This is a genomic window from Agrococcus sp. Marseille-Q4369, assembly GCF_018308945.1.
GTDB lineage: Bacteria > Actinomycetota > Actinomycetes > Actinomycetales > Microbacteriaceae > Agrococcus.
Map to the genome: position 1 here is coordinate 1,331,606 of NZ_CP070501.1, position 17,987 is coordinate 1,349,592.

Consider the following 17,987-nt stretch of genomic DNA (forward strand, 5'->3'; position numbering starts at 1 on the left):
GTGGAGACGACGGGCCCGAATGCGTCGCACCCGGGCCCCGGGACGCGCCCGTCAGGCGCCGCTCACGCCGCGCGCCGATGGCGCAGCGCGAGGCCGATGCCCGCGAGCAGCAGCAGACCGCCGAGCATCACCGCGCCGACCGGTGCCTCGCCGCCCGTGCGCGGCAGCGCGCCAGCACTCGCGCCGGTGCCGCCCTGCCCGACGCCGACCGCGGCGCCGGGCGCCTCGGTCGGCGTCGGCGTCGGCGCAGGCGCAGGGGTCTCCGCCGGCGGAGCGACGCACGCGTCACCCGCCGCCGAGCGCAGCGAGACGCCTTCGTGCGGGCTGTCCGAGATCCACAGCACCGTCGGCGTCGCGGCCGGGTCGAGCGCGCACCAGTCGATCGCGAGGCCCTCGTTCGTGTAGCCGGGGTCCATCGCGGCGGGCGCGTGCACGGCGCGCTGCGTCGTCAGCAGCCCGTCGACGAACGCGAGCTCGGCGTGGCGGTTGTCGCACGCCTCGTCACACACCGCCCACAGGGCGTTGCCGCCCGCGCGCCAGTCGAGCCCCATCACGATATCGAGCGCGTCGCCGGGCGCGGTGGCCTGCAGCAGCGTCACGCCCCTGTCGGCCTCGAGCACGACGAGGTGGACGAGGCCAGTCTGCTCGATCGCGATCGCGAATAGTCCGCCGAAGTGATCGCCGTACGCGGTCGGGTCGTACGCGCCCCCCGCTTCGGCCGCGGCGACCGCGCCCTCGTCGCCGGGGCCGATGATGCTCGAGAGGTCGCGCACGCCGAGGCGCACCGCGTCGGCGTCCGAGATCCACTCGATCGCCTCGGGCCCGAGGTTGGCGCCGAGCGGACCGAGCAGCGACGTCAGATCCCATTCGTGCGTCGTCGTCGACTCGCCATCGGCGCCGAGCTCGACGCGCAGGATCGACGGGCGGCTCACGCCCTTCGTGCGGTTGTCGCGTTCGGTCGCCAGGAAGATCGCGCCGTCACCGGCGACCGAGATGCCCTCGGCGTCGGGCTGGCCCGAGCCGTCCGGGTAGTGCGCGACCCACGACCGGGCGATCGCGGAGACGCTCTCTGCCGCCTCGAGCTCGAAGATCTCGGCGTTGTCGTTGTTGACCGCGAAGAGGGTGCCGTCGGCCGCGAGGTCGAGGCCCGACATGTCATCGCCCCACGTGCCGGGCGCGACTGCCAACCGCACATCGCCGCCGAACGGCCACGGCTCGGCCTCGACGGCCGGCTCCTCCACGGATGCGCAGTCGTTGCGGACCTCGAAGGTCGCGGTCGCGGACGGCGCGAAGTCGCCAGTCATGTCGGCGCAGCGCGCGTAGGTCGCGGGCGCGTGCGCCTCCCAGGTGAACGAGTCGACGATCTGTCCGGCCGCGTCGCGGAGCGTGACGGAGTCGGCGCCGCCGAGCCCGAAGTCGCTGCTGTAGGCCCCCGCGGCATCGGTGATGATCGCGCGGTAGCCGCCCGACTCGATCGTCGTGCCCTCCGGCAGCACGATCGGCTCGTGCGACGGATCGCCGTCGACGAGGCTCCAGCCCGAGAGGTCGACCGTCTCCACCGTGTCGGTGTTGGCGAGCTCGACCCAGTCGCCGCGCGGGTCGCCGTTCGACTCGATCTCGTTGATGACGATCGGCGAGGGGACGAAGCGGGCGACGTTCGGCGCGCCGGGCGTCGGCTCGGTGTCGACCCAGGTGCCCGAGCCGTCGGGCAGCCGGCCCTCGGTGGAGGCGTGCTCGGTCCAGGAGTACTGGTCGACGAGGCCGGTGCCGTCGGCGGTGTAGAGGCGGACCGCGTCGGCCTTGCCGAGGCTGAAGCTCGATGCCACCACATCATCGGCCGTCTCGACGACGAGGTAACCGCCCGGCGCGAGGACCGTGCCGGCAGGGATGCGCACGAGGCTCAGGTCGTCGTCGTCGCGGAGGATCCAGCCCGAGACGTCGACAGAGCGCTCGAAGTCACGATTCACGAGCTCGACCCAATCGGGGCCGCCTGCTGCGTCGGCGCTCTGCACCTCGTTGACGACGACGGGCGAATCGACCGGCACGGCCTCGACGACCTCGCGCGCGACGTTCGGCGCGCCGGGCGTCGGCTCGGTGTCGACGAAGGCGCCGGTGCCGTCGGGCAGCCGCCCCTCCGAGAACGCGTGCTCGGTCCAGCCGTACCTGGCGACGAGCGCGCCCGCGGCCGTGAAGATGCGCACGGAGTCGGCCTTGCCGAGCCCGAAGCCCGCGAGTGGCTCCGGCTCGAACACGGCGAAGTCCCCCGGGGCGATCACGGTGCCCGCGGGGAAGACGATGTGCTCCTCGTCATCCTTGTCGTCGCGGGCTATCCAGCCGGAGATGTCGACGGGCGCGGCACCGACGTTCGTCAGCTCGAAGAAGTCGGGCGCGCCGACGGCGCTGTTCGACTGCACCTCGTTGATCACGATGTCGGCGTCCCCCGCGTGCGCGGCGGGAGCGGTGAGCAGGGTGGCCGCGAGCGCCGCCGGGATGACGGCGGCGAGGGCGGCGGGACGGCGTCGACGCATGGGGTTCCTTCGGTGGAGGGGATCAGCCCCATCGAACGCTCGCCACGTGTCGCGGCGGTGCCGCCCGGTGAACGCGCCGTGAACCGGCGCGGAACAGCCCCTCCTGCTGTCACCCGATCGTGGGCGCGACCGGCGGCGCGAGGCGGCGCCAGAGGTCCGGGTGGTCGACGAAGACCGCCTCGAGCCCGAGCGCCGCGAGCATTCCCCACTCGGTCGTCCAGTCGCCCCAAGCCGCGTCGTGGTGGCCGAGCCGGTGCTCGGGCTCGAGGAAGGCGTTCTCGGGTCGGAGCGTCCAGGTGATCGTGCCGAGGCCGGCATCGCGCGCCCGCTCGACGAGGTCGCTCGTGCCGAGCCGGTCGCCGTCGCGCTCGAAGAGCACCGACTTCGCGACGCTGATCGCGTCGACGCGGCTCGCGAGCGCCTCGAGCGCCGCGTCCTCGCGCTGCTCGGCGTAGGTCTGGGCGGATGCGTCGCCGCCTGCCACGAGGTCGGCCGCGGTGCCGTCGTGGTCCATGAGGTAGACGAGCCGCGCCTCGACGCCGCGCTCCCGCACGGCGTGCAGCACCGACTCCTCGAAGGACTCGACCACGAGCGCCCCCGGCGCCTGCCAGCGGGTGCCGCGCACCGCATCCGCCACGAGCTCGTCGAGCGGCAGGCCGAGCGCGGCGTGGTGGGTGGCGTGCTTGAGCTCGGCGACGACGCCGACGCCGGTCTCGTCGGCGATCGCGAGCAGCTCGTCGAAGCGCAGCACCCGGTCGCGGCCATCGAGCCGCGCTCCGAGGGGGCGCAGCTGCGGCAGCCGCTCGCGAGCGCGCAGCGTCGCGACCTCGGCCCAGGTGAAGTCCTCGACGAACCAGCCCTCGAGCTCGTGGCCGTCGATCGACTGCGAGCGGCGGCGGTCAGCGAACTCCGGTCGGGCGGCGACGTCGGTCGTCTCGCCCAACTCGTTGTCGTGCCGCACGACGAGCACGCCATCGCGGGTCGCGACGAGGTCGGGCTCGACCGCATCGGCGCCGAGCTCGGCGGCCAGGCGGACGGCCGTCTCGGTGTGCTCGGGCGCCCAACCGGAGGCGCCGCGGTGGGCGATGAGCGCGGTCGGCTGCATGCCCTCAGGCTATGCGCCGTCTGCCTTCGGCGAACGAGCCGTGCGACACAGCGGAATCCTGGCTCGTTTCGCTACGCTGAGCGCGACCGCCCTTGGAGGCGGCCGCATGCAGTCGACAGGAGCAACACCCTTGGCAGGCAACCCCGCGTTCCGCAACTCGCCCGCGTTCACCGAGAACTCGCAGCGCGCGGCCCAGGCCATCCCCGGTGGCCAGGCCCCCTATCGCCAGGCACCGTACGGCCAGGCGCCCTACGGCCAGGCACCGTACGGCCAGCAGCAGTTCGGCGGCGCGCCCTACGGCCAGCAGCAGTACGGCGCGCCGTACGGCCAGCAGCCGATCCCGTCGCCCGAGCAGCTCAACCAGCAGTTCAACGCGCCCTCGGCCGGCCCGCTCGAGACCGAGCGGCTCACCTACGACGGTGTCATCACCAAGACGGCGCTGACGCTCGGCGTCACGGCGATCGGCTTCATCATCACGCTGGGGATGCTCTTCCTCACCGGGCCGACGCCGCTCTTCTACGCGCTCACGTGGGGCGGCGCGATCGTCGGCTTCGTGCTCGCGCTCGTCAACATCTTCAAGAAGGAGCCGAGCCCCGCGCTCGTGCTCGCCTACGCCGCCGCGCAGGGCCTCTTCCTCGGCGGCTTCTCGGCCACGGTGGAGTTCGGCATGAACCTGCCGGGCGTGATCTTCCAGGCGCTGCTCGCGACCGCGTGCGTGTTCGGCGTGACACTCGCCGGCTACGCGTTCCGCGTCTTCCGCACGTCGCCCAGGCTCAACAAGATCTTCTTCATCGTGATCATCGGCTACGGCCTGTTCTCGCTCGTGAACTTCGTGCTCATGCTCACCGGCGTCAACCAGGACCCGTGGGGCATGCGCTCGGCGGAGGTCTTCGGCATTCCGCTCGGGGTGCTGCTCGGCGGCCTCGCCGTGCTGCTCGGCGCGTACTCGCTCGTGATGGACTTCGAGGGCATCGAGCTGGGCGTCAAGCGCGGCGTGCACAAGAAGTACGGCTGGTCGGCGGCGTTCGGCCTGGTCATGACGATCATCTGGCTCTACGTCGAGATCCTGCGGATCCTCGCGATCCTGCGCAGCAACAACTAGCGCGCTTCATGCAGCAGCACGAAGGCCCCGGCAGATGCCGGGGCCTTCGTCGTCTCGCCGTCCCGACCGAGCCTGGCAATCGCCGCAATGCGCGGGCTCCGGCTCTGCCGTAGCGTCGGAGGACATCCACGCAACACCACGGGAGGAACATCATGGCCATCGACAGCAAGGTCGCCTTCGTCACCGGAGCGGCGCAGGGCATCGGGCAGGCGATCGCGAAGCGGCTGGCGCATGACGGCGCCGACGTCGCGCTCCTGGATCTGCGAGAGGACTCGCTGCATGAGACGAAGGAGCTCGTGGAGGCCGCCGGCCGGCGCGCGATCACCATCGGCGGCGACGTCTCCGACAAGTCGAGCCTCGAGGCGGCTGTGAACCGCGCGGCGGACGAGCTCGGCGGCTTCGACATCATGGTCAACAACGCCGGGATCGCGGGCCCCATCACGCCGGTGCGCGGGATCACCGAGGACGACTTCGATCGCGTCTTCGGCATCAACGTCAAGGGCGTGCTGTTCGGCATCCAGGTGGCCGCCGCCAAGCTCGAAGAGCTCGGGCACGGCGGCAAGATCATCGCGGCGACCTCGATCGCCGCGCACGAGTCGTTCCCGATGCTCGGCCTGTACTCGTCGAGCAAGTTCGCAGTGCGCGCGCTCGTGCAGGCGGCGGCGCAGGAGCTCGCGACGCTCGGCATCACGGTGAACGGCTACTCCCCCGGCATCGTCGGCACCGGCATGTGGGAGGAGATCGATCGCGGCTTCGCCGAGCTCACGGGCGCCGAGATCGGCGCGACCTACAAGAAGTACGTCGAGGGCATCACCCTCGGTCGCGCATCCACGCCCGAGGACGTCGCGAGCTTCGTGTCGTACCTCGCGGGCCCGGACTCCGACTACATGACCGGGCAGACGCCGCTCATCGACGGCGGCATGGTCTACCGCTGAGCCGCTCGGTCGCCGCGGGGCGCGATGCACGGCGCTCCGCGGCGAGCGTCACATGTCGCGACTCGAGAGCACGCAGAACTCGTTGCCGTCGATGTCGGCGAGCACGGTCCACGGCACGTCCGGCCCCTGCCCGATGTCGATGCGCCGGGCGCCGAGCGCCTCGAGCCGCGCGATCTCGGCGTCCCGGTCATCGCTCGTGTGCGGTGCGAGGTCCATGTGCAGGCGGTTCTTCGTCGCCTTCTCGTGATCCACGCGCACGAACACGAGCCCGGGCGGGAACTGGTGGAAGGTCAGCTTCGCGCCGATCTCCCGCGCCTGCTTCGGGATGACGACCACCTCGTCGTCGGTGTCGTGGATGACCTCCCAGTCGAGCGCCTCGCGCCACCAGGCGCCGAGCCTCCTCGGGTCGGTCGACTCGATCACGTTCGAATACCAGCGCAGCGCCATCGCAGCCCCTCTCGGTCGGTGCTGGGAAGCGTACGCCCCACCGCCCACGGAGGGCGACGGGGCGCATCCGCATCCCGTCAGCTCGCGACGGGCTGGTCCTCGGGCGCGTCGACGCGCGCGTCGTCCTTCGGCGGGCGGCGCGACCAGAACGAGGCGAGCAGCGACCCCGAGACGTTGTGCCAGACGGAGAAGATCGCGGCGGGCAGCGCCGACTCGGGCGAGAAGTGCGTGCGCGCGAGGCCGGCCGCGAGCCCCGAGTTCTGCATGCCGACCTCGATCGCGACCGCTCGGCGGGCGCTCTCGTCCAGCCCGACGGCCTTGGCCGCGAGGAAGCCGAGCGCGTAGCCGACGCCGTTGTGCAGGATGACGACGAGGGCGACGAGCAGGCCGACCGAGAGGATCGTGGCGGCGGAGCCGGCCACGACCGCGAGCACGACGAGCGTGATGCCGGTGACCGACACGAGCGGCAGCCAAGGCAGGATCGCCTGCACGAGCCTCGGCAGCAGGATGCGCAGCAGCACGCCCGCGATCACCGGCAGCAGCACGATGAAGATGATCGACTGGAACAGGCCCCACGCGTCGACCGGCAGGTATGAGCCCGCGAGCCACAGCACGAGCAGCGGCGTGAGCACCGGCGCGAGCAGCGTCGACGCGGTCGTCATCGCGACCGAGAGCGCCGTGTCGCCCTTCGCGAGGTAGACCATGACGTTCGAGGCTGTGCCGCCCGGCGCGGAGCCGACGAGCACGACGCCCACGAGCAGCTCGGGCGGGAGCTGGAAGGCGAGCGCGAGGCCGATCGCCGCGAGCGGCATGATGACGTACTGCGCGATCACGCCGACGACGAAGGCCTTCGGCTTCTTCGCGATGACGGTGAAGTCGACCGGCTTCAGGGTGAGGCCCATGCCCAGCATGATGATGCCGAGCAGCGTGTTGATCCACGGCCCGATCGGCAGGAACACCTGCGGGACGACGATCGCGACGGCCGCCGCGGCGAGCACGACGAGCGGGAACCAGGTGCCGGCGACGCGGCCGATCCGCTCGCCGACGGGCGTGGTGCTGGACATATCAGACCTCCTGAGGGAATGCCTTCATCCCATCACGGCCGGCATGCCGGGCCGCGCCCTGTGACGCCCGGTGTCGCGCCGCTCAGCGGGCGTCGAGCTCGTCGAGCGCCTCCTCGAGCGCGACCCACGCGAGCATCGCGCACTTCACCCGCATCGGGAACTTCGCGACGCCGGCGAAGGCGACGGCATCGCCGAGCAGTGCCTCGTCGGGCTCGATCGAGCCGCGCGAGCGCAGCAGCTCGCGGAGCGCCTCGACGCGCGACCGCGCATCGGCGGCCGTCAGGCCGGGCACGTCCTCCGCGAGCACGGAGGCGGAGGCCTGCGAGATCGAGCATCCCTGCCCCTCCCAGCCGACCGCATCCACCGCGTCCCCCGAGAGCCGCACGCGCAGCCGGATCTCGTCGCCGCACGTGGGGTTCCGGAGGAAGCGCTCGGCATCGGCGGGCTCGAGGAGCCCCTCCCCCGAGCGGCGCTTCGCGTGCTCGAGGATGAGCTCCTGGTAGAGGCCGGCGAGCGGGTCGCGCGGCGCCTGCCCGCTCATCGGCCGGCCCCGAAGTAGGAGCGCACGCTCGAGAGCACGTCGAGGAAGCGGTCGACCTCGGCCTCGGTCGTCGTGAGGTACGTGGATGCGCGGGTCGTCGCGGCGACGCCGAGGCGGCGGTGGAGGGGCTGGGCGCAGTGGTGGCCGACGCGCGCGGCGATGCCGGCGGCGTCGAGCACCTGGCCGACGTCGTGCGCGTGCACGCCGTCGACGATGACGCTCGCGAGGCCGGCGCGCTCGCTGCCGGGGCGCGGACCGACGAGCCGGACGCCGTCGATCGAGGCGGCACCGGCGGCGAGCCGCTCGCCGAGCGCGACCTCGTGCCGCTCGATCGCGCGCATCCCGACCGCCTCGAGGTAGTCGACCGCGGCGGCCAGGCCGACGATCGCGCCGACCGGCTGCGTGCCCGCCTCGAATCGCTGCGGCGCGGGGAGGTAGTCGCGCTCGGTCATCGTGACCGTCGTGATCATCGAGCCGCCCACGCGCGCGGGCGGCAGCGCGGCGCCCAGCTGCGCCGTCAGGTAGAGCACGCCGACACCGCCGGGGCCGAGCATCTTGTGGCTCGAGAACGCCGCCGCGTCGACGCCGAGCGAGCGGAGGTCGACGGGCCGGTGCGGCACCGACTGGCACGCGTCGAGCACGACGAGCGCGCCGACCGCGTGGGCGGCCCGGGCGACCGCCTCGACGGGGGCGATGAGGCCCGTGACGTTCGAGACGTGGGCGATCGCGACGAGCCGCGTGCGCTCGGTGATGCTCGCGAGCGCGTCGTCGAGCGTCCAGACGCCGTCATCGTCGGCCTCGATCCAGCGCAGCGTCGCGCCGGTCTCGTCGGCGAGGCGCTGCCACGGCAGCAGGTTCGCGTGGTGCTCCGCCTCGGTGACGAGGATCTCGTCCCCCTCGCGGATGCGGAGGGCCGGGTCGGTCGCGCCGGCCCGGTTGGCCTCGGCGAGCGAGAGCGCGACGGTGTTGAGCGCATCCGTCGCGTTCATCGCCCACGAGATCTCGGTCGGCTTCGCACCGACGAAGCGCGCGATGCGCTCGCGCGCGAGCTCGTAGTCGTCGGTCGCGAGCGCCGCGAGGGTGTGCGCGCCGCGGTGCACTGCGGCGTTCCGCTGGGTGCGGAACGCCCACTCGGCCTCGAGCACCTGCCGCGGCTGCTGGCTCGTCGCGCCGGAGTCGAGGTAGACGAGCGGCACGCCGGCGGGCTGCTCCGCGAGGATCGGGAAGTCGGCGCGCAGCAGCGCGATCCGCTCCTCGCTCAAGGTCGCCTCGGCACTCGTCGTCGTCACCCACCCAGGGTAGTAGCCCACCCTGTCGGCCCCATATGCGCGACTGTCAGCCCGACGCTCCGCGGCGTAGCGTGGCGACCGTGGAGACGCTCCGCGCAGGTGCCGTCGAGATCGCGTTCGAGCGGGTCGGCGCCCAGCCGCCGCTCGTGCTCGCCCACGGCGCGGGCGACGACAGTCGCGCGTGGGGCCCGCAGCTCGCTGCCGCCGGTGGAGCTGCGCGACGGCGTCGCCGCGGCGACTCGGCAGCTCGATGCCGCCAGCAGCTCCGCGCGATGGCCGAGGCCGGCCCGACGAGCTGCCCCGCACCGCTTCTTCGTTCGCGCGCATGATGAGCATGTGCTGCATGGTCCACTCCTCGTCGCGGTGGGTCGGTCTCGACCCTCTCACTCAGGACGTCGAACGGGAATGGCCTGGATCGACATCGCCGACGGTCTGCTTGGCAGCGCCGGGCCACGCGGCCGCCGCGAGGTACCAGCCGGCGCCGATCGCGGAGGCGGCGACGATCCCGGTCGGCAGCGTGCCGAGGAACGAGATGACGGCGGCGACCAGCAGAAGGACGAACGCCGGCACGATCGTGACGAAGGCGACCCGACGCGGTCGGCCGCGGGCGCGCATCCGCAGCCCGGAGCCGGCGAGCACGCCGGCGACCGCCGTCGCGAGTGCCGGGATCATCGCGCTCTCGATCCACATCGCGAGGCGGCTGTCGTCGATGGCCACGTCGGCCGGCTCGTGCGTCGCGGCGTCGAGCAGCAGCAGACCGCAGAGGACGATCGTCGGCAGCACGGCGATGAGGGCGATCCAGCCGAAGCGCTCGGCGCGCAGCCGCACGCGATCCCACGTGGCGCGCACGATGAGGGCGATGCCGCCGAGGGCGAGGCTCGACAGCACGAGGCTGCTGGCACCGGCCGCGAGGAGGGCAGCGTTGCCGTCGCACACCCACTCCTCGGTCACGAACGCGCAGCCGTAGCGGAGCCTCGCGAGCAGCCAGCTGGTGGGCGACAGCCCGACGAGCACGCTCGCGCCGAAGCCGATGGCGAGCGTCCAGAGCGCGACGACCCGGGCCGCCACGTCCCGCCCCCTCGGCTCCCCCATGCGCTCATCCTCCTCCCCAGCACCGAGCCGCGCCCAGCACCCGCTCCCCGGCTGCCTACCTCCACCAGCGAGCGCGTCGTGCACGCCGCGGGGTGCGAGTTATGAAGAGGTCCGGACGCCCCGTCGGGGCGTCCGGAGCGCTTCATTGTCTGAGCTGAGGAGCGGCGTGCACGACGCGCTCACCCTGCTCCTACTCCCATTCGATGGTGCCCGGCGGCTTCGACGTCACATCGAGCACGACCCGGTTGACTTCCGGTACCTCGTTCGTGATGCGGTTCGAGATGCGGGCGAGCACGTCGTACGGCAGTCGCGTCCAGTCGGCGGTCATCGCGTCCTCGGAGGAGACGGGGCGCAGCACGATCGGGTGGCCGTAGGTGCGGCCGTCGCCCTGCACGCCCACCGAGCGCACGTCGGCGAGCAGCACGACGGGGCACTGCCAGATCTCCTGGTCGAGGCCCGCTGCCGTGAGCTCGGCGCGCGCGATCGCGTCCGCGCGGCGCAGGGTGTCGAGCCGTTCCTGCGTGACCTCGCCGATGATGCGGATGCCGAGGCCGGGGCCGGGGAAGGGCTGGCGGCCGACGATCGCCTCGGGCAGGCCGAGCTCGCGGCCGATCGCCCGCACCTCGTCCTTGAACAGCGCGCGCAGCGGCTCGATGAGCCGGAACTGCAGGTCGTCGGGCAGGCCGCCGACGTTGTGGTGGCTCTTGATGTTCGCGGCGCCCGTGCCGCCGCCCGACTCGACGACGTCGGGGTAGAGCGTGCCCTGCACGAGCCAGCGGATGGGCTCGCCCTCGCTCGCGGCCTCGGCGGCGAGGTCGCGCTCGGCCTGCTCGAAGACGCGGATGAACTCGCGCCCGATGATCTTGCGCTTCTGCTCCGGGTCGGTGACGCCCTTGAGCGCCGAGAGGAACCGCTCCCGCGCATCCACCGTCACGAGCCGCACTCCGGTCGAGGCGACGTAGTCCTCCTCGACCTGGCGCCGCTCGTCCTGGCGCAGCAGGCCGTGGTCGACGAAGACGCACACGAGCTGGTCGCCGACGGCCTTGTGCACGAGCGCCGCGGCGACGGCGGAGTCGACCCCGCCCGAGAGCGCGCACAGCACCTTGTCGGAGCCGACCTGCTCGCGGATGCGCGCGACCTGCTCGTCGATGACGTTGCCGGTCTGCCAGTCGCCCGGCAGCCCCGCGATCTCGTGCAGGAACGACGAGAGCACGCGCTGCCCGTGCTCGGAGTGCTTGACCTCCGGGTGCCACTGCACGCCGGCCATCTTCCGCTCGCGGTCCTCGAACGCCGCGACGGGGGTGTCGGCGGTCGACGCGAGCACGGTGAAGCCCTCGGGCGCCTCCGCGACCGAGTCGCCGTGACTCATCCACACCGTCTGCGCGTCGGGCTGACCGTTCAGCAGCGTGCCGCCGCCATCGACGCGCACGCTCGTCGAGCCGTACTCGCGGTTGCTGGTCTTCGCGACCTTGCCGCCGAGCTGCGCGGCCATCACCTGGAAGCCGTAGCAGATGCCGAACGTCGGCACCCCGAGCTCGAGGATCTGCTCGTCGAGGCGCGGGGCGCCCTCCTCGTAGACGCTCGAGGGGCCGCCGGAGAGCACGATCGCGGCGGGGTCCTTCGCGCGCACCTCCTCGGCGGTGATCGTCGAGGGCACGATCTCGCTGTAGACGTCGGCCTCGCGCACGCGGCGCGCGATGAGCTGCGCGTACTGGGCGCCGAAGTCGATCACGAGCACGGGCCGCTGAGCGGTGTCGGACATCAAGCCTCCGAAGGGGTTGCAGGGGCGGGAGCGGCGGCGTCCCTTGCGGCCCGCTCGGCCTCGAGGCGAGTCACGTCGGAGACCGCGACGTCGTGCATGCGGCGCTCGACGAAGAAGGAGAGGAAGGGCACGACCCCGCCGGCGGCCATCGCGAGCAGGCGCTTGAACGGCCAGCGCAGCAGGCTCCAGAGGCGGAAGCACGCGAGCAGGTAGACGACGTAGATCCAGCCGTGCACGATCAGGATCGCGAGCGAGACGTTGAAGCCGTCGCCGAGCGAGGAGATCTCGCAGCCCATGCCGCCGGGCACGAACAGCGAGTACCACTGACAGCCGTCGCCGGGCACGACGCGCTGCAGAGAGAGCAGCCCGCCCGCGCCGCCGGTGAAGACCTCGACGTGCGTGGGCGAGTACTTCAGCACCATCTCGGCGACGAGCAGCAACAGGAACAGGCCCGTCACCCACGACATCACGCGGTAGAAGCGGATGGCGGAGCGGATCTGCGGCAGCTGTTCGATGGGGCGGGGCACGGATACCAGCCTATCGGCGCGGCCCGGCCGCTTCGGCGGCCGCAGCCTCTGCATCCTCGATGTCCTCGATCTCGCGCTCGAGCGCATCCTTCACGAGCCGGTACCAGAGGTAGAAGGCGAAGAGCATGAAGGCGACCCACTCGATCGCGTAGAAGACGTTGAGCCAGTTGAGCTGCGCGTCGACCTCGGGGCGCACCGAGACGATCGGCTCTGCGCGCTCGACGAGGGCGCCGGATGCGGCTGCCGACGGCTCGTCGAGGATCGCGTACGACCCGTAGGCAGTGCCGTCGTAGTCGTCCCACTCGTTGACGAGCTCGGCGACGCTCATCGCCTCGCGCGTGCCGCCCTGCACGTCGCCCATCGTGGGCGCCTCGGGAGGCATGAGCCGGCCGACGAGCTCCCCGGTCTCCCCCGCGCTGAGCGAGTCGGCGAGCACCTCCGCGGCGGCGGGATCGGGCAGCCACGAGAGCGCGACGGCGAGCGACGCGGTGCCGCCCGTCGGCTGCTCGACGAGCGCGCGACCGATCACCCAGCTGCCCTGGTCGCCGTGCTGGTCGCGACCGACGAGGGTGTCGAAGTCGTCGGTCCAGGTGCCCGAGAAGGCGACCATCCGGCCGCCCGCCTCGCTCGTGAGGGTCGAGCCGGGCTCGGCGACCTGCACGAGCGGCACCGCCGTCTCGGTGTCGCGCTCGTCGGCCTGGCCCTGCTCGACGGCCCGCTCGATCTGCCACTGCCCGAGCAGGGCGAAGACGCCGGCGACGACGATGCACAGCACGAGCACGCCGATCCACCGCGGTCGCTTGGCGACGTCGGAGAAGGTGGGGAGAGGGGTGCTCACGGCGCGCCCAGTCTACCGGCGCGCCGCGAGCGTCCCTCCCCGCTCGCGGCCGTCAGGCCGCGGGCTGCGGCCGAGTGCCGACCGTGTCGGCGGTCGGGAGCGCGCTGAGCGGCACGATCTCGGGCGCCTCCGTGCGCGCCCGGTCGGCCGACTCGTCGTCGGGCAGCTCCTGGCTCGCGATCTCCGCGGCGACGCGCTTGTTGTAGGTGTTGATCTCCTTCTCGACGCGCGCGTCGTCCCAGCCGAGCGCATCCGCCATGATCCGCGCGGCGACGGGCGCCGCCGAGACGCCGCGGTCCCACGACTCGATCGAGATGCGGGTGCGGCGTGCGAGCACGTCGTCGAGGTGCAGCGCGCCCTCGTGGGTGCACGCGTAGCGCACCTCCGCGCCGATGTAGTCGTCGGCGCCGGGCAGCGGCTCGAGCAGCGACGGGTCCTTGCGGATCATGTCGAGGATCTCGTCGGTCAGCACGCCGTAGCGGTTCAGCAGGTGCTCGACGCGGTGCTTGTGGACGCCGAAGGCGCGCGCGATCTTCGCGCGCTTGTTCCACGCGGCGCGGTAGCCGGTCGCGCCGAGCAGCGGGATCTGCTCGGTGCACGACTCGGGCACCTTGCCGTCCATCGCGCTCACGGCCTCGTCGATCGCGTCCTTCGCCATCACGCGGTAGGTCGTCCACTTCCCGCCCGCGATGAGCACGAGGCCCGGCACGGTGTGCGAGACGTAGTGCTCGCGCGAGATGTTCGCCGTCGAGGTGCCGTCGCCGCCGGCCGCGAGCAACGGCCGCAGGCCCGCGTAGACGCCCTCGACGTCGGCGCGCGTGAGCTTCGTCGCGAGCACCTTGTTGACGTTGTCGAGGATGTAGTCGATGTCGGCCGCGGTGGCCGCGGGGTGCGCCTTGTCGAGGTTCCAGTCGGTGTCGGTCGTACCGATGATCCAGTGCCGACCCCACGGGATGACGAACAGCACGCTCTTCGGGGTGCGCAGCAGCAGGCCCATCTCGGAGTGGAAGCGGTCGCGCGGCACGACGAGGTGCACGCCCTTCGACGCGCGCACCTTGAACTCGCCGCGCTCGCCCACCATCGCCTGCGTCTCGCCCGTCCACACGCCGGTCGCGTTCACGACCTGCTTCGCGCGGATCTCGAACTGCTCGCCCGTCTCGTAGTCGTGCGCCTGCACGCCGACCACCCGCTCCCCCACCTTGAGGAAGCCCTCCGCGCGCACGCGGCTCGCGACGTGGGCGCCGTAGAAGGATGCGGTGCGCGCGAGCTCGGCGACATAGCGCGCGTCGTCGACCTGGGCGTCGTAGTAGGTGAGCCCGCCGACGAACGCGTTCGGGTCGAGCGACGGGATCTTCTTGAGCACCTGCTTCTTCGTCAGGTGGCGGTGCAGCGGCACGCCCGGCTTCATGAAGCCCGTGTAGCTGAAGACGTCGTAGAGCGCCATGCCCGCGCCGATGTAGGCGCGCTCGATGAGCGGCGTCTCGAGCGGGTAGAGGAAGCGCACCGGCTTCGCGAGGTGCGGCGCGATGCGCTGCAGCAGCAGCCCGCGCTCGATGAGGGCCTCGCGCACGAGCCCGAAGTTCAGCTGCTCGAGGTAGCGGATGCCGCCGTGGATGAGCTTCGACGAGCGGCTTGAAGTTCCGGAGGCGAAGTCGCGCGCCTCGATGAGGCCGACGCGCAGGCCGCGCGTGACGGCGTCGAGCGCCGCTCCGGTGCCGACGATGCCGCCGCCGATGACGAGCACGTCGAGCTCGCGCTCCCGCATCGAGGCGATCGCAGCGGCGCGCTCCTCGGGGCCGAGCTTCCTCGACCGACTCACGCTGTTGGTGGTCTCAGACATGGATCCTCCTCGTTCGCGTCGCGCGGAGCGGCGCAGTTAGCGTTGCGGGTTGGCCTCCAGCACCACGTCGATCCGCTGGAACTCCTTGAGATCCTTATAGCCGGTGGTCGACATGGCCTTCCTGAGGGCGCCCATGATGTTGGCTGTGCCGTCCGCGACGGGCGACGGCCCGTTCAGCACGACGTCGAGCGGGCCGACCTGGTCGACCTGCACGCGGTTGCCGCGCGGCAGCTTCTGGTTGTGCGCCTCCGGGCCCCAGTGCCAGCCGCGACCCGGCGCATCCGTCGCCCGCGCGAGCGCGGTGCCGAGCACGACGGCGTCGGCGCCGCACGCGAGCGCCTTGACGATCTGCCCGGAGGTGCCGAGCGAGCCGTCGGCGATGACGTGCACGTAGCGGCCGCCCGACTCGTCGAGGTAGTCGCGGCGCGCGGCGGCGACGTCGCTCACCGCGGTCGCCATGGGCGCGGCGACGCCGAGCACGCGCTCGCTCGTCGACGCGGCCCCGCCGCCGAAGCCGACCAGCACGCCCGCGGCCCCGGTGCGCATGAGGTGCAGCGCGGCCGTGTAGGTGACGACGCCGCCGACCACGACCGGCACGTCGAGCTCGTAGATGAAGCGCTTGAGGTTGAGGGGCGCGCCGGCGTCGGCCGAGACGTGCTCGGCCGAGACGGTCGCGCCGCGGATGACCATGAGCTCGACGCCCGCCGCGAGCACGGCCTCGTAGTGCTGCTGCACGGCTTGCGGGCTCAGGCTGCCCGCAACGACGACGCCCGCGTCGCGGATCTGCGCGATGCGGTCGCGGATGAGCTCGGGCTTGATCGGCTCGGCGTAGATCTCGCGCATGCGGCTCGTCGCGAGGTCGGCCGGCAGGCCCGCGATCTCGGCGAGCAGCGGCTCGGGGTCCTCGTAGCGCGTCCACACGCCCTCGAGGTTGAGCACGCCGAGGCCGCCGGCGCGGCCGAGCGCGATCGCCGTCGCGGGGCTCATGACCGAGTCGGTCGGCGCGCCGAGCACGGGGATCTCGAAGCGGAACGCGTCGATCTGCCACTGGAGCGAGACGAGGTCGCTGTCGCGCGTGCGGCGCGACGGCACGATGCTGATGTCGTCGAAGCCGAAGCCCATGCGGGCGCGCTTGCTGCGGCCGATCTCGATCTCCGTCACGCCCCCAGCCTATCCCGGGGTCGCCGAGCGACGCTCAGCCCCCGAGCTCGCTCTGGATGCGCAGCAGTGCCGCCTCGAGCTCGCGCCGCACCGTCGCCGCGCGCTCGGCCGTCATGCGCTCGCCGCGGTCGGCGCGCACGGCCGCGCGCACCTGCTGGCGGAACTCGCCGAGCGCGAGGTCGACGTCGTGCACCGCCATGCGGGCCGCAGCCCGCTCGGCCGGGTGCGACGCATCCGCCCGCCCATCGGACTCGGGCTTCGGCGTGCGCCACGGGTTCGAGACGTGCTCCTCGGGCGCGTCCGGCGGCGCGGGCACGTGGGGCGCCTCGGGCGCCGGCGGGGCGTCAAACCCGGGTGCGGATGCGTCGGGCCCGTGCGGCGCGCTCGGTCGCGGCGCGTGCGCGGCGCTCCGCGCGTCGCGCTCGGCCGCCGCGAGGTCGGCACGGAGGGCCTGCATCGCGCTCTTCACGCCCGCCCGGACGTCGGAGGCCATCCGCCGCACCGAATCCGTGATCTCGCGCTCGAGGTCGCGCAGCTCGGCCTCACGCGCGCCGAGCTCGGCGCGGCCGGCGTCGGTGATCGAGTAGGTGGTCTTGCGGCCGTCGACGGTCTTCGTCAGCAGCCCCTCCTCCTCGAGCTTCGCGAGCCGCGGGTAGATCGTGCCGGCGGAGGGCGAGTAGGTGCCGCCGAAGCGCTGCTCGAGCGCCTGCATGAGCTCGTAGCCGTGCCGCGGCGCCTCGGAGAGCAGGCTCAGCAGGTAGAGCCGCAGCGCGCCGTGGCCGAACACCGCCGGGCTCACGCGTCCCTCCGCACGACCGTGACGTCGCCCGAGACGGTGTTCGCGGTGAAGCCGAAGAGGTTCGAGCCGTCGAGCGTCTCGGTGCCGCCGCGGCGCGGGAGCGAGTGCCCGGCGATCGAGCCGGCGCCCGAGACAGTGCGCGTCGTCACCCGCACGCCCTGGCCCGCGTCGAGGCGCAGCGTCACGTCGGCCGAGACGGTGTTGACCGAGATCGAGCGCGGCGAGCCGTGCACGTCGAGCAGCACGTCGCCGTTCACGGTGTCGACGCCCACCTCCTCGAGCGCACCGCTCGCCGTGACATCCGCCGAGACGCCGTTGACCGACAGCCGGCCGCTGCCGCCCGAGACCTCGATGTCGCCCGAGACGGTGTTGAGCTCGAGCTCGCCCTCGTGCGACTCGACCTGCAGCTGCCCGGAGACGGTGCTGAGGGTCGCGGTCGAGCGGAGGCCCGAGACGAGGGCGGATGCGCTCACCTGGCCGAGCGAGAGGGTTGCGTCGCGGGGCACGAGGATCGAGAGCTCGACCTTGGCGCGCACGCCCACGAGCGCTTTGACCGACTGCCACACGTCGTCCCAGCTCACGCGCGGGTGCGCGATCGACAGCCGGCCGTGCTCGAGCTTGACCGTGAGGTCGCGCCCCTCGACGCGGTGCACCTCGACGCGGGCAGTCGGCTCGTCGTGCGCGACGATGTCGACGCTGCCGCCGACGATGCCGACGCGCAGCGCCCGCACCTCGTCGAGGTCGATGACGCGGCTCTCGCCCTCGCGCACGACCCACTCCTCCACGATCCGGTCGGCACCGGACGCCGATGCACCGGATGGGCTGCGGGGCCTGGTGTCGCCGCTCTCGAACTGCTCGTCCATCTGAGGCTCCTTCGCCTGGTCAGAGACGCGATATAGCGCGTCGTGCGCCACACGATATATCGCGTCTTGCGGCGACGCAAGAGGCGGTTCGGGT

Annotated in this window: 16 protein-coding genes; 2 read left to right on the forward strand and 14 right to left on the reverse strand. The window is 72.4% G+C overall.

The window, feature by feature from the left end; genetic code table 11:
- Positions 1-62: 62 nt before the first annotated feature.
- Together JSQ78_RS06665 and JSQ78_RS06670 are read right to left on the reverse strand one after the other, a co-directional pair.
- On the reverse strand, positions 63-2,528 hold the full coding sequence (locus JSQ78_RS06665; protein ID WP_211450382.1) for a lamin tail domain-containing protein: 2,466 nt from the start codon (positions 2,526-2,528) through the stop codon (positions 63-65).
- A 109-nt stretch (positions 2,529-2,637) separates the two neighbouring features.
- Entirely contained in the window at positions 2,638-3,633 is a 996-nt protein-coding gene (locus tag JSQ78_RS06670) for a glycerophosphodiester phosphodiesterase family protein (RefSeq protein ID WP_211450383.1), read from the reverse strand.
- Between the two features lie 106 nt (positions 3,634-3,739).
- On the opposite strand from JSQ78_RS06670, the gene JSQ78_RS06675 reads away from it, so the two are divergent.
- Together JSQ78_RS06675 and JSQ78_RS06680 are read left to right on the forward strand one after the other, a co-directional pair.
- Positions 3,740-4,735: a Bax inhibitor-1/YccA family protein gene (locus JSQ78_RS06675; RefSeq protein ID WP_211450384.1), complete on the forward strand. Its 996-nt coding sequence runs from the start codon at positions 3,740-3,742 to the stop codon at positions 4,733-4,735.
- A gap of 152 nt (positions 4,736-4,887) precedes the next feature.
- On the forward strand, positions 4,888-5,670 hold the full coding sequence (locus tag JSQ78_RS06680; RefSeq protein ID WP_211450385.1) for an acetoin reductase: 783 nt from the start codon (positions 4,888-4,890) through the stop codon (positions 5,668-5,670).
- Between the two features lie 48 nt (positions 5,671-5,718).
- On the opposite strand, the gene JSQ78_RS06685 is transcribed toward JSQ78_RS06680, so the two are convergent.
- The 12 genes from JSQ78_RS06685 to JSQ78_RS06740 all read right to left on the reverse strand — a co-directional run bounded on the left by JSQ78_RS06685 (position 5,719) and on the right by JSQ78_RS06740 (position 17,893).
- Positions 5,719-6,117, reverse strand: a complete 399-nt coding sequence (locus tag JSQ78_RS06685) for a VOC family protein (RefSeq protein WP_211450386.1) — start codon at positions 6,115-6,117, stop codon at positions 5,719-5,721.
- A gap of 77 nt (positions 6,118-6,194) precedes the next feature.
- Positions 6,195-7,181, reverse strand: coding sequence for a bile acid:sodium symporter family protein (locus JSQ78_RS06690; protein ID WP_211450387.1), 987 nt, complete (start codon positions 7,179-7,181; stop codon positions 6,195-6,197).
- Between the two features lie 82 nt (positions 7,182-7,263).
- Positions 7,264-7,722, reverse strand: a complete 459-nt coding sequence (sufU, locus tag JSQ78_RS06695) for a Fe-S cluster assembly sulfur transfer protein SufU (RefSeq protein WP_211450388.1) — start codon at positions 7,720-7,722, stop codon at positions 7,264-7,266.
- Complete coding sequence (locus tag JSQ78_RS06700; protein ID WP_249295959.1) at positions 7,719-9,011, reverse strand: SufS family cysteine desulfurase; 1,293 nt, start codon at positions 9,009-9,011, stop codon at positions 7,719-7,721. The genes sufU and JSQ78_RS06700 overlap by 4 nt, the downstream gene beginning before the upstream one ends.
- A gap of 387 nt (positions 9,012-9,398) precedes the next feature.
- Positions 9,399-10,103: a hypothetical protein gene (locus JSQ78_RS06705; RefSeq protein WP_211450389.1), complete on the reverse strand. Its 705-nt coding sequence runs from the start codon at positions 10,101-10,103 to the stop codon at positions 9,399-9,401.
- 190 nt (positions 10,104-10,293) lie between these two features.
- Entirely contained in the window at positions 10,294-11,865 is a 1,572-nt protein-coding gene (guaA, locus tag JSQ78_RS06710; RefSeq protein ID WP_211450390.1) for a glutamine-hydrolyzing GMP synthase, read from the reverse strand.
- Positions 11,865-12,392 (reverse strand): DUF3817 domain-containing protein, encoded by a 528-nt coding sequence (locus JSQ78_RS06715; protein ID WP_249295961.1) that lies wholly within the window; start codon positions 12,390-12,392, stop codon positions 11,865-11,867. The genes guaA and JSQ78_RS06715 overlap by 1 nt, the downstream gene beginning before the upstream one ends.
- 10 nt (positions 12,393-12,402) lie before the next feature.
- Positions 12,403-13,230 (reverse strand): SURF1 family protein, encoded by an 828-nt coding sequence (locus JSQ78_RS06720; RefSeq protein ID WP_211450392.1) that lies wholly within the window; start codon positions 13,228-13,230, stop codon positions 12,403-12,405.
- A 52-nt stretch (positions 13,231-13,282) separates the two neighbouring features.
- Positions 13,283-15,070: a glycerol-3-phosphate dehydrogenase/oxidase gene (locus JSQ78_RS06725; RefSeq protein WP_211450393.1), complete on the reverse strand. Its 1,788-nt coding sequence runs from the start codon at positions 15,068-15,070 to the stop codon at positions 13,283-13,285.
- A 36-nt stretch (positions 15,071-15,106) separates the two neighbouring features.
- Entirely contained in the window at positions 15,107-16,192 is a 1,086-nt protein-coding gene (locus JSQ78_RS06730) for a GuaB3 family IMP dehydrogenase-related protein (protein ID WP_249296010.1), read from the reverse strand.
- 73 nt (positions 16,193-16,265) lie between these two features.
- Positions 16,266-17,030 carry a helix-turn-helix transcriptional regulator gene (locus JSQ78_RS14115; protein WP_211450395.1) on the reverse strand — a complete coding sequence of 255 codons (765 nt, stop codon included), beginning with the start codon at positions 17,028-17,030 and terminating at the stop codon, positions 16,266-16,268.
- Positions 17,027-17,893 carry a DUF4097 family beta strand repeat-containing protein gene (locus tag JSQ78_RS06740; protein WP_211450396.1) on the reverse strand — a complete coding sequence of 289 codons (867 nt, stop codon included), beginning with the start codon at positions 17,891-17,893 and terminating at the stop codon, positions 17,027-17,029. The genes JSQ78_RS14115 and JSQ78_RS06740 overlap by 4 nt, the downstream gene beginning before the upstream one ends.
- Positions 17,894-17,987: the final 94 nt, after the last annotated feature.

What these genes read in the sequence shown, in the direction of transcription:
- JSQ78_RS06725 (WP_211450393.1), bottom strand. Translation starts at nt 15,070, where the DNA reads ATGTCTGAGACCACCAACAGCGTGAGTCGGTCGAGGAAGCTCGGCCCC.
- JSQ78_RS06670 (WP_211450383.1), bottom strand. Translation starts at nt 3,633, where the DNA reads ATGCAGCCGACCGCGCTCATCGCCCACCGCGGCGCCTCCGGTTGGGCG.
- JSQ78_RS06680 (WP_211450385.1), top strand. Translation starts at nt 4,888, where the DNA reads ATGGCCATCGACAGCAAGGTCGCCTTCGTCACCGGAGCGGCGCAGGGC.
- JSQ78_RS06675 (WP_211450384.1), top strand. Translation starts at nt 3,740, where the DNA reads ATGCAGTCGACAGGAGCAACACCCTTGGCAGGCAACCCCGCGTTCCGC.
- JSQ78_RS06740 (WP_211450396.1), bottom strand. Translation starts at nt 17,893, where the DNA reads ATGGACGAGCAGTTCGAGAGCGGCGACACCAGGCCCCGCAGCCCATCC.
- guaA (WP_211450390.1), bottom strand. Translation starts at nt 11,865, where the DNA reads ATGTCCGACACCGCTCAGCGGCCCGTGCTCGTGATCGACTTCGGCGCC.
- JSQ78_RS06685 (WP_211450386.1), bottom strand. Translation starts at nt 6,117, where the DNA reads ATGGCGCTGCGCTGGTATTCGAACGTGATCGAGTCGACCGACCCGAGG.
- JSQ78_RS06705 (WP_211450389.1), bottom strand. Translation starts at nt 10,103, where the DNA reads ATGGGGGAGCCGAGGGGGCGGGACGTGGCGGCCCGGGTCGTCGCGCTC.
- JSQ78_RS06730 (WP_249296010.1), bottom strand. Translation starts at nt 16,192, where the DNA reads ATGGGCTTCGGCTTCGACGACATCAGCATCGTGCCGTCGCGCCGCACG.
- sufU (WP_211450388.1), bottom strand. Translation starts at nt 7,722, where the DNA reads ATGAGCGGGCAGGCGCCGCGCGACCCGCTCGCCGGCCTCTACCAGGAG.
- JSQ78_RS06690 (WP_211450387.1), bottom strand. Translation starts at nt 7,181, where the DNA reads ATGTCCAGCACCACGCCCGTCGGCGAGCGGATCGGCCGCGTCGCCGGC.
- JSQ78_RS06665 (WP_211450382.1), bottom strand. Translation starts at nt 2,528, where the DNA reads ATGCGTCGACGCCGTCCCGCCGCCCTCGCCGCCGTCATCCCGGCGGCG.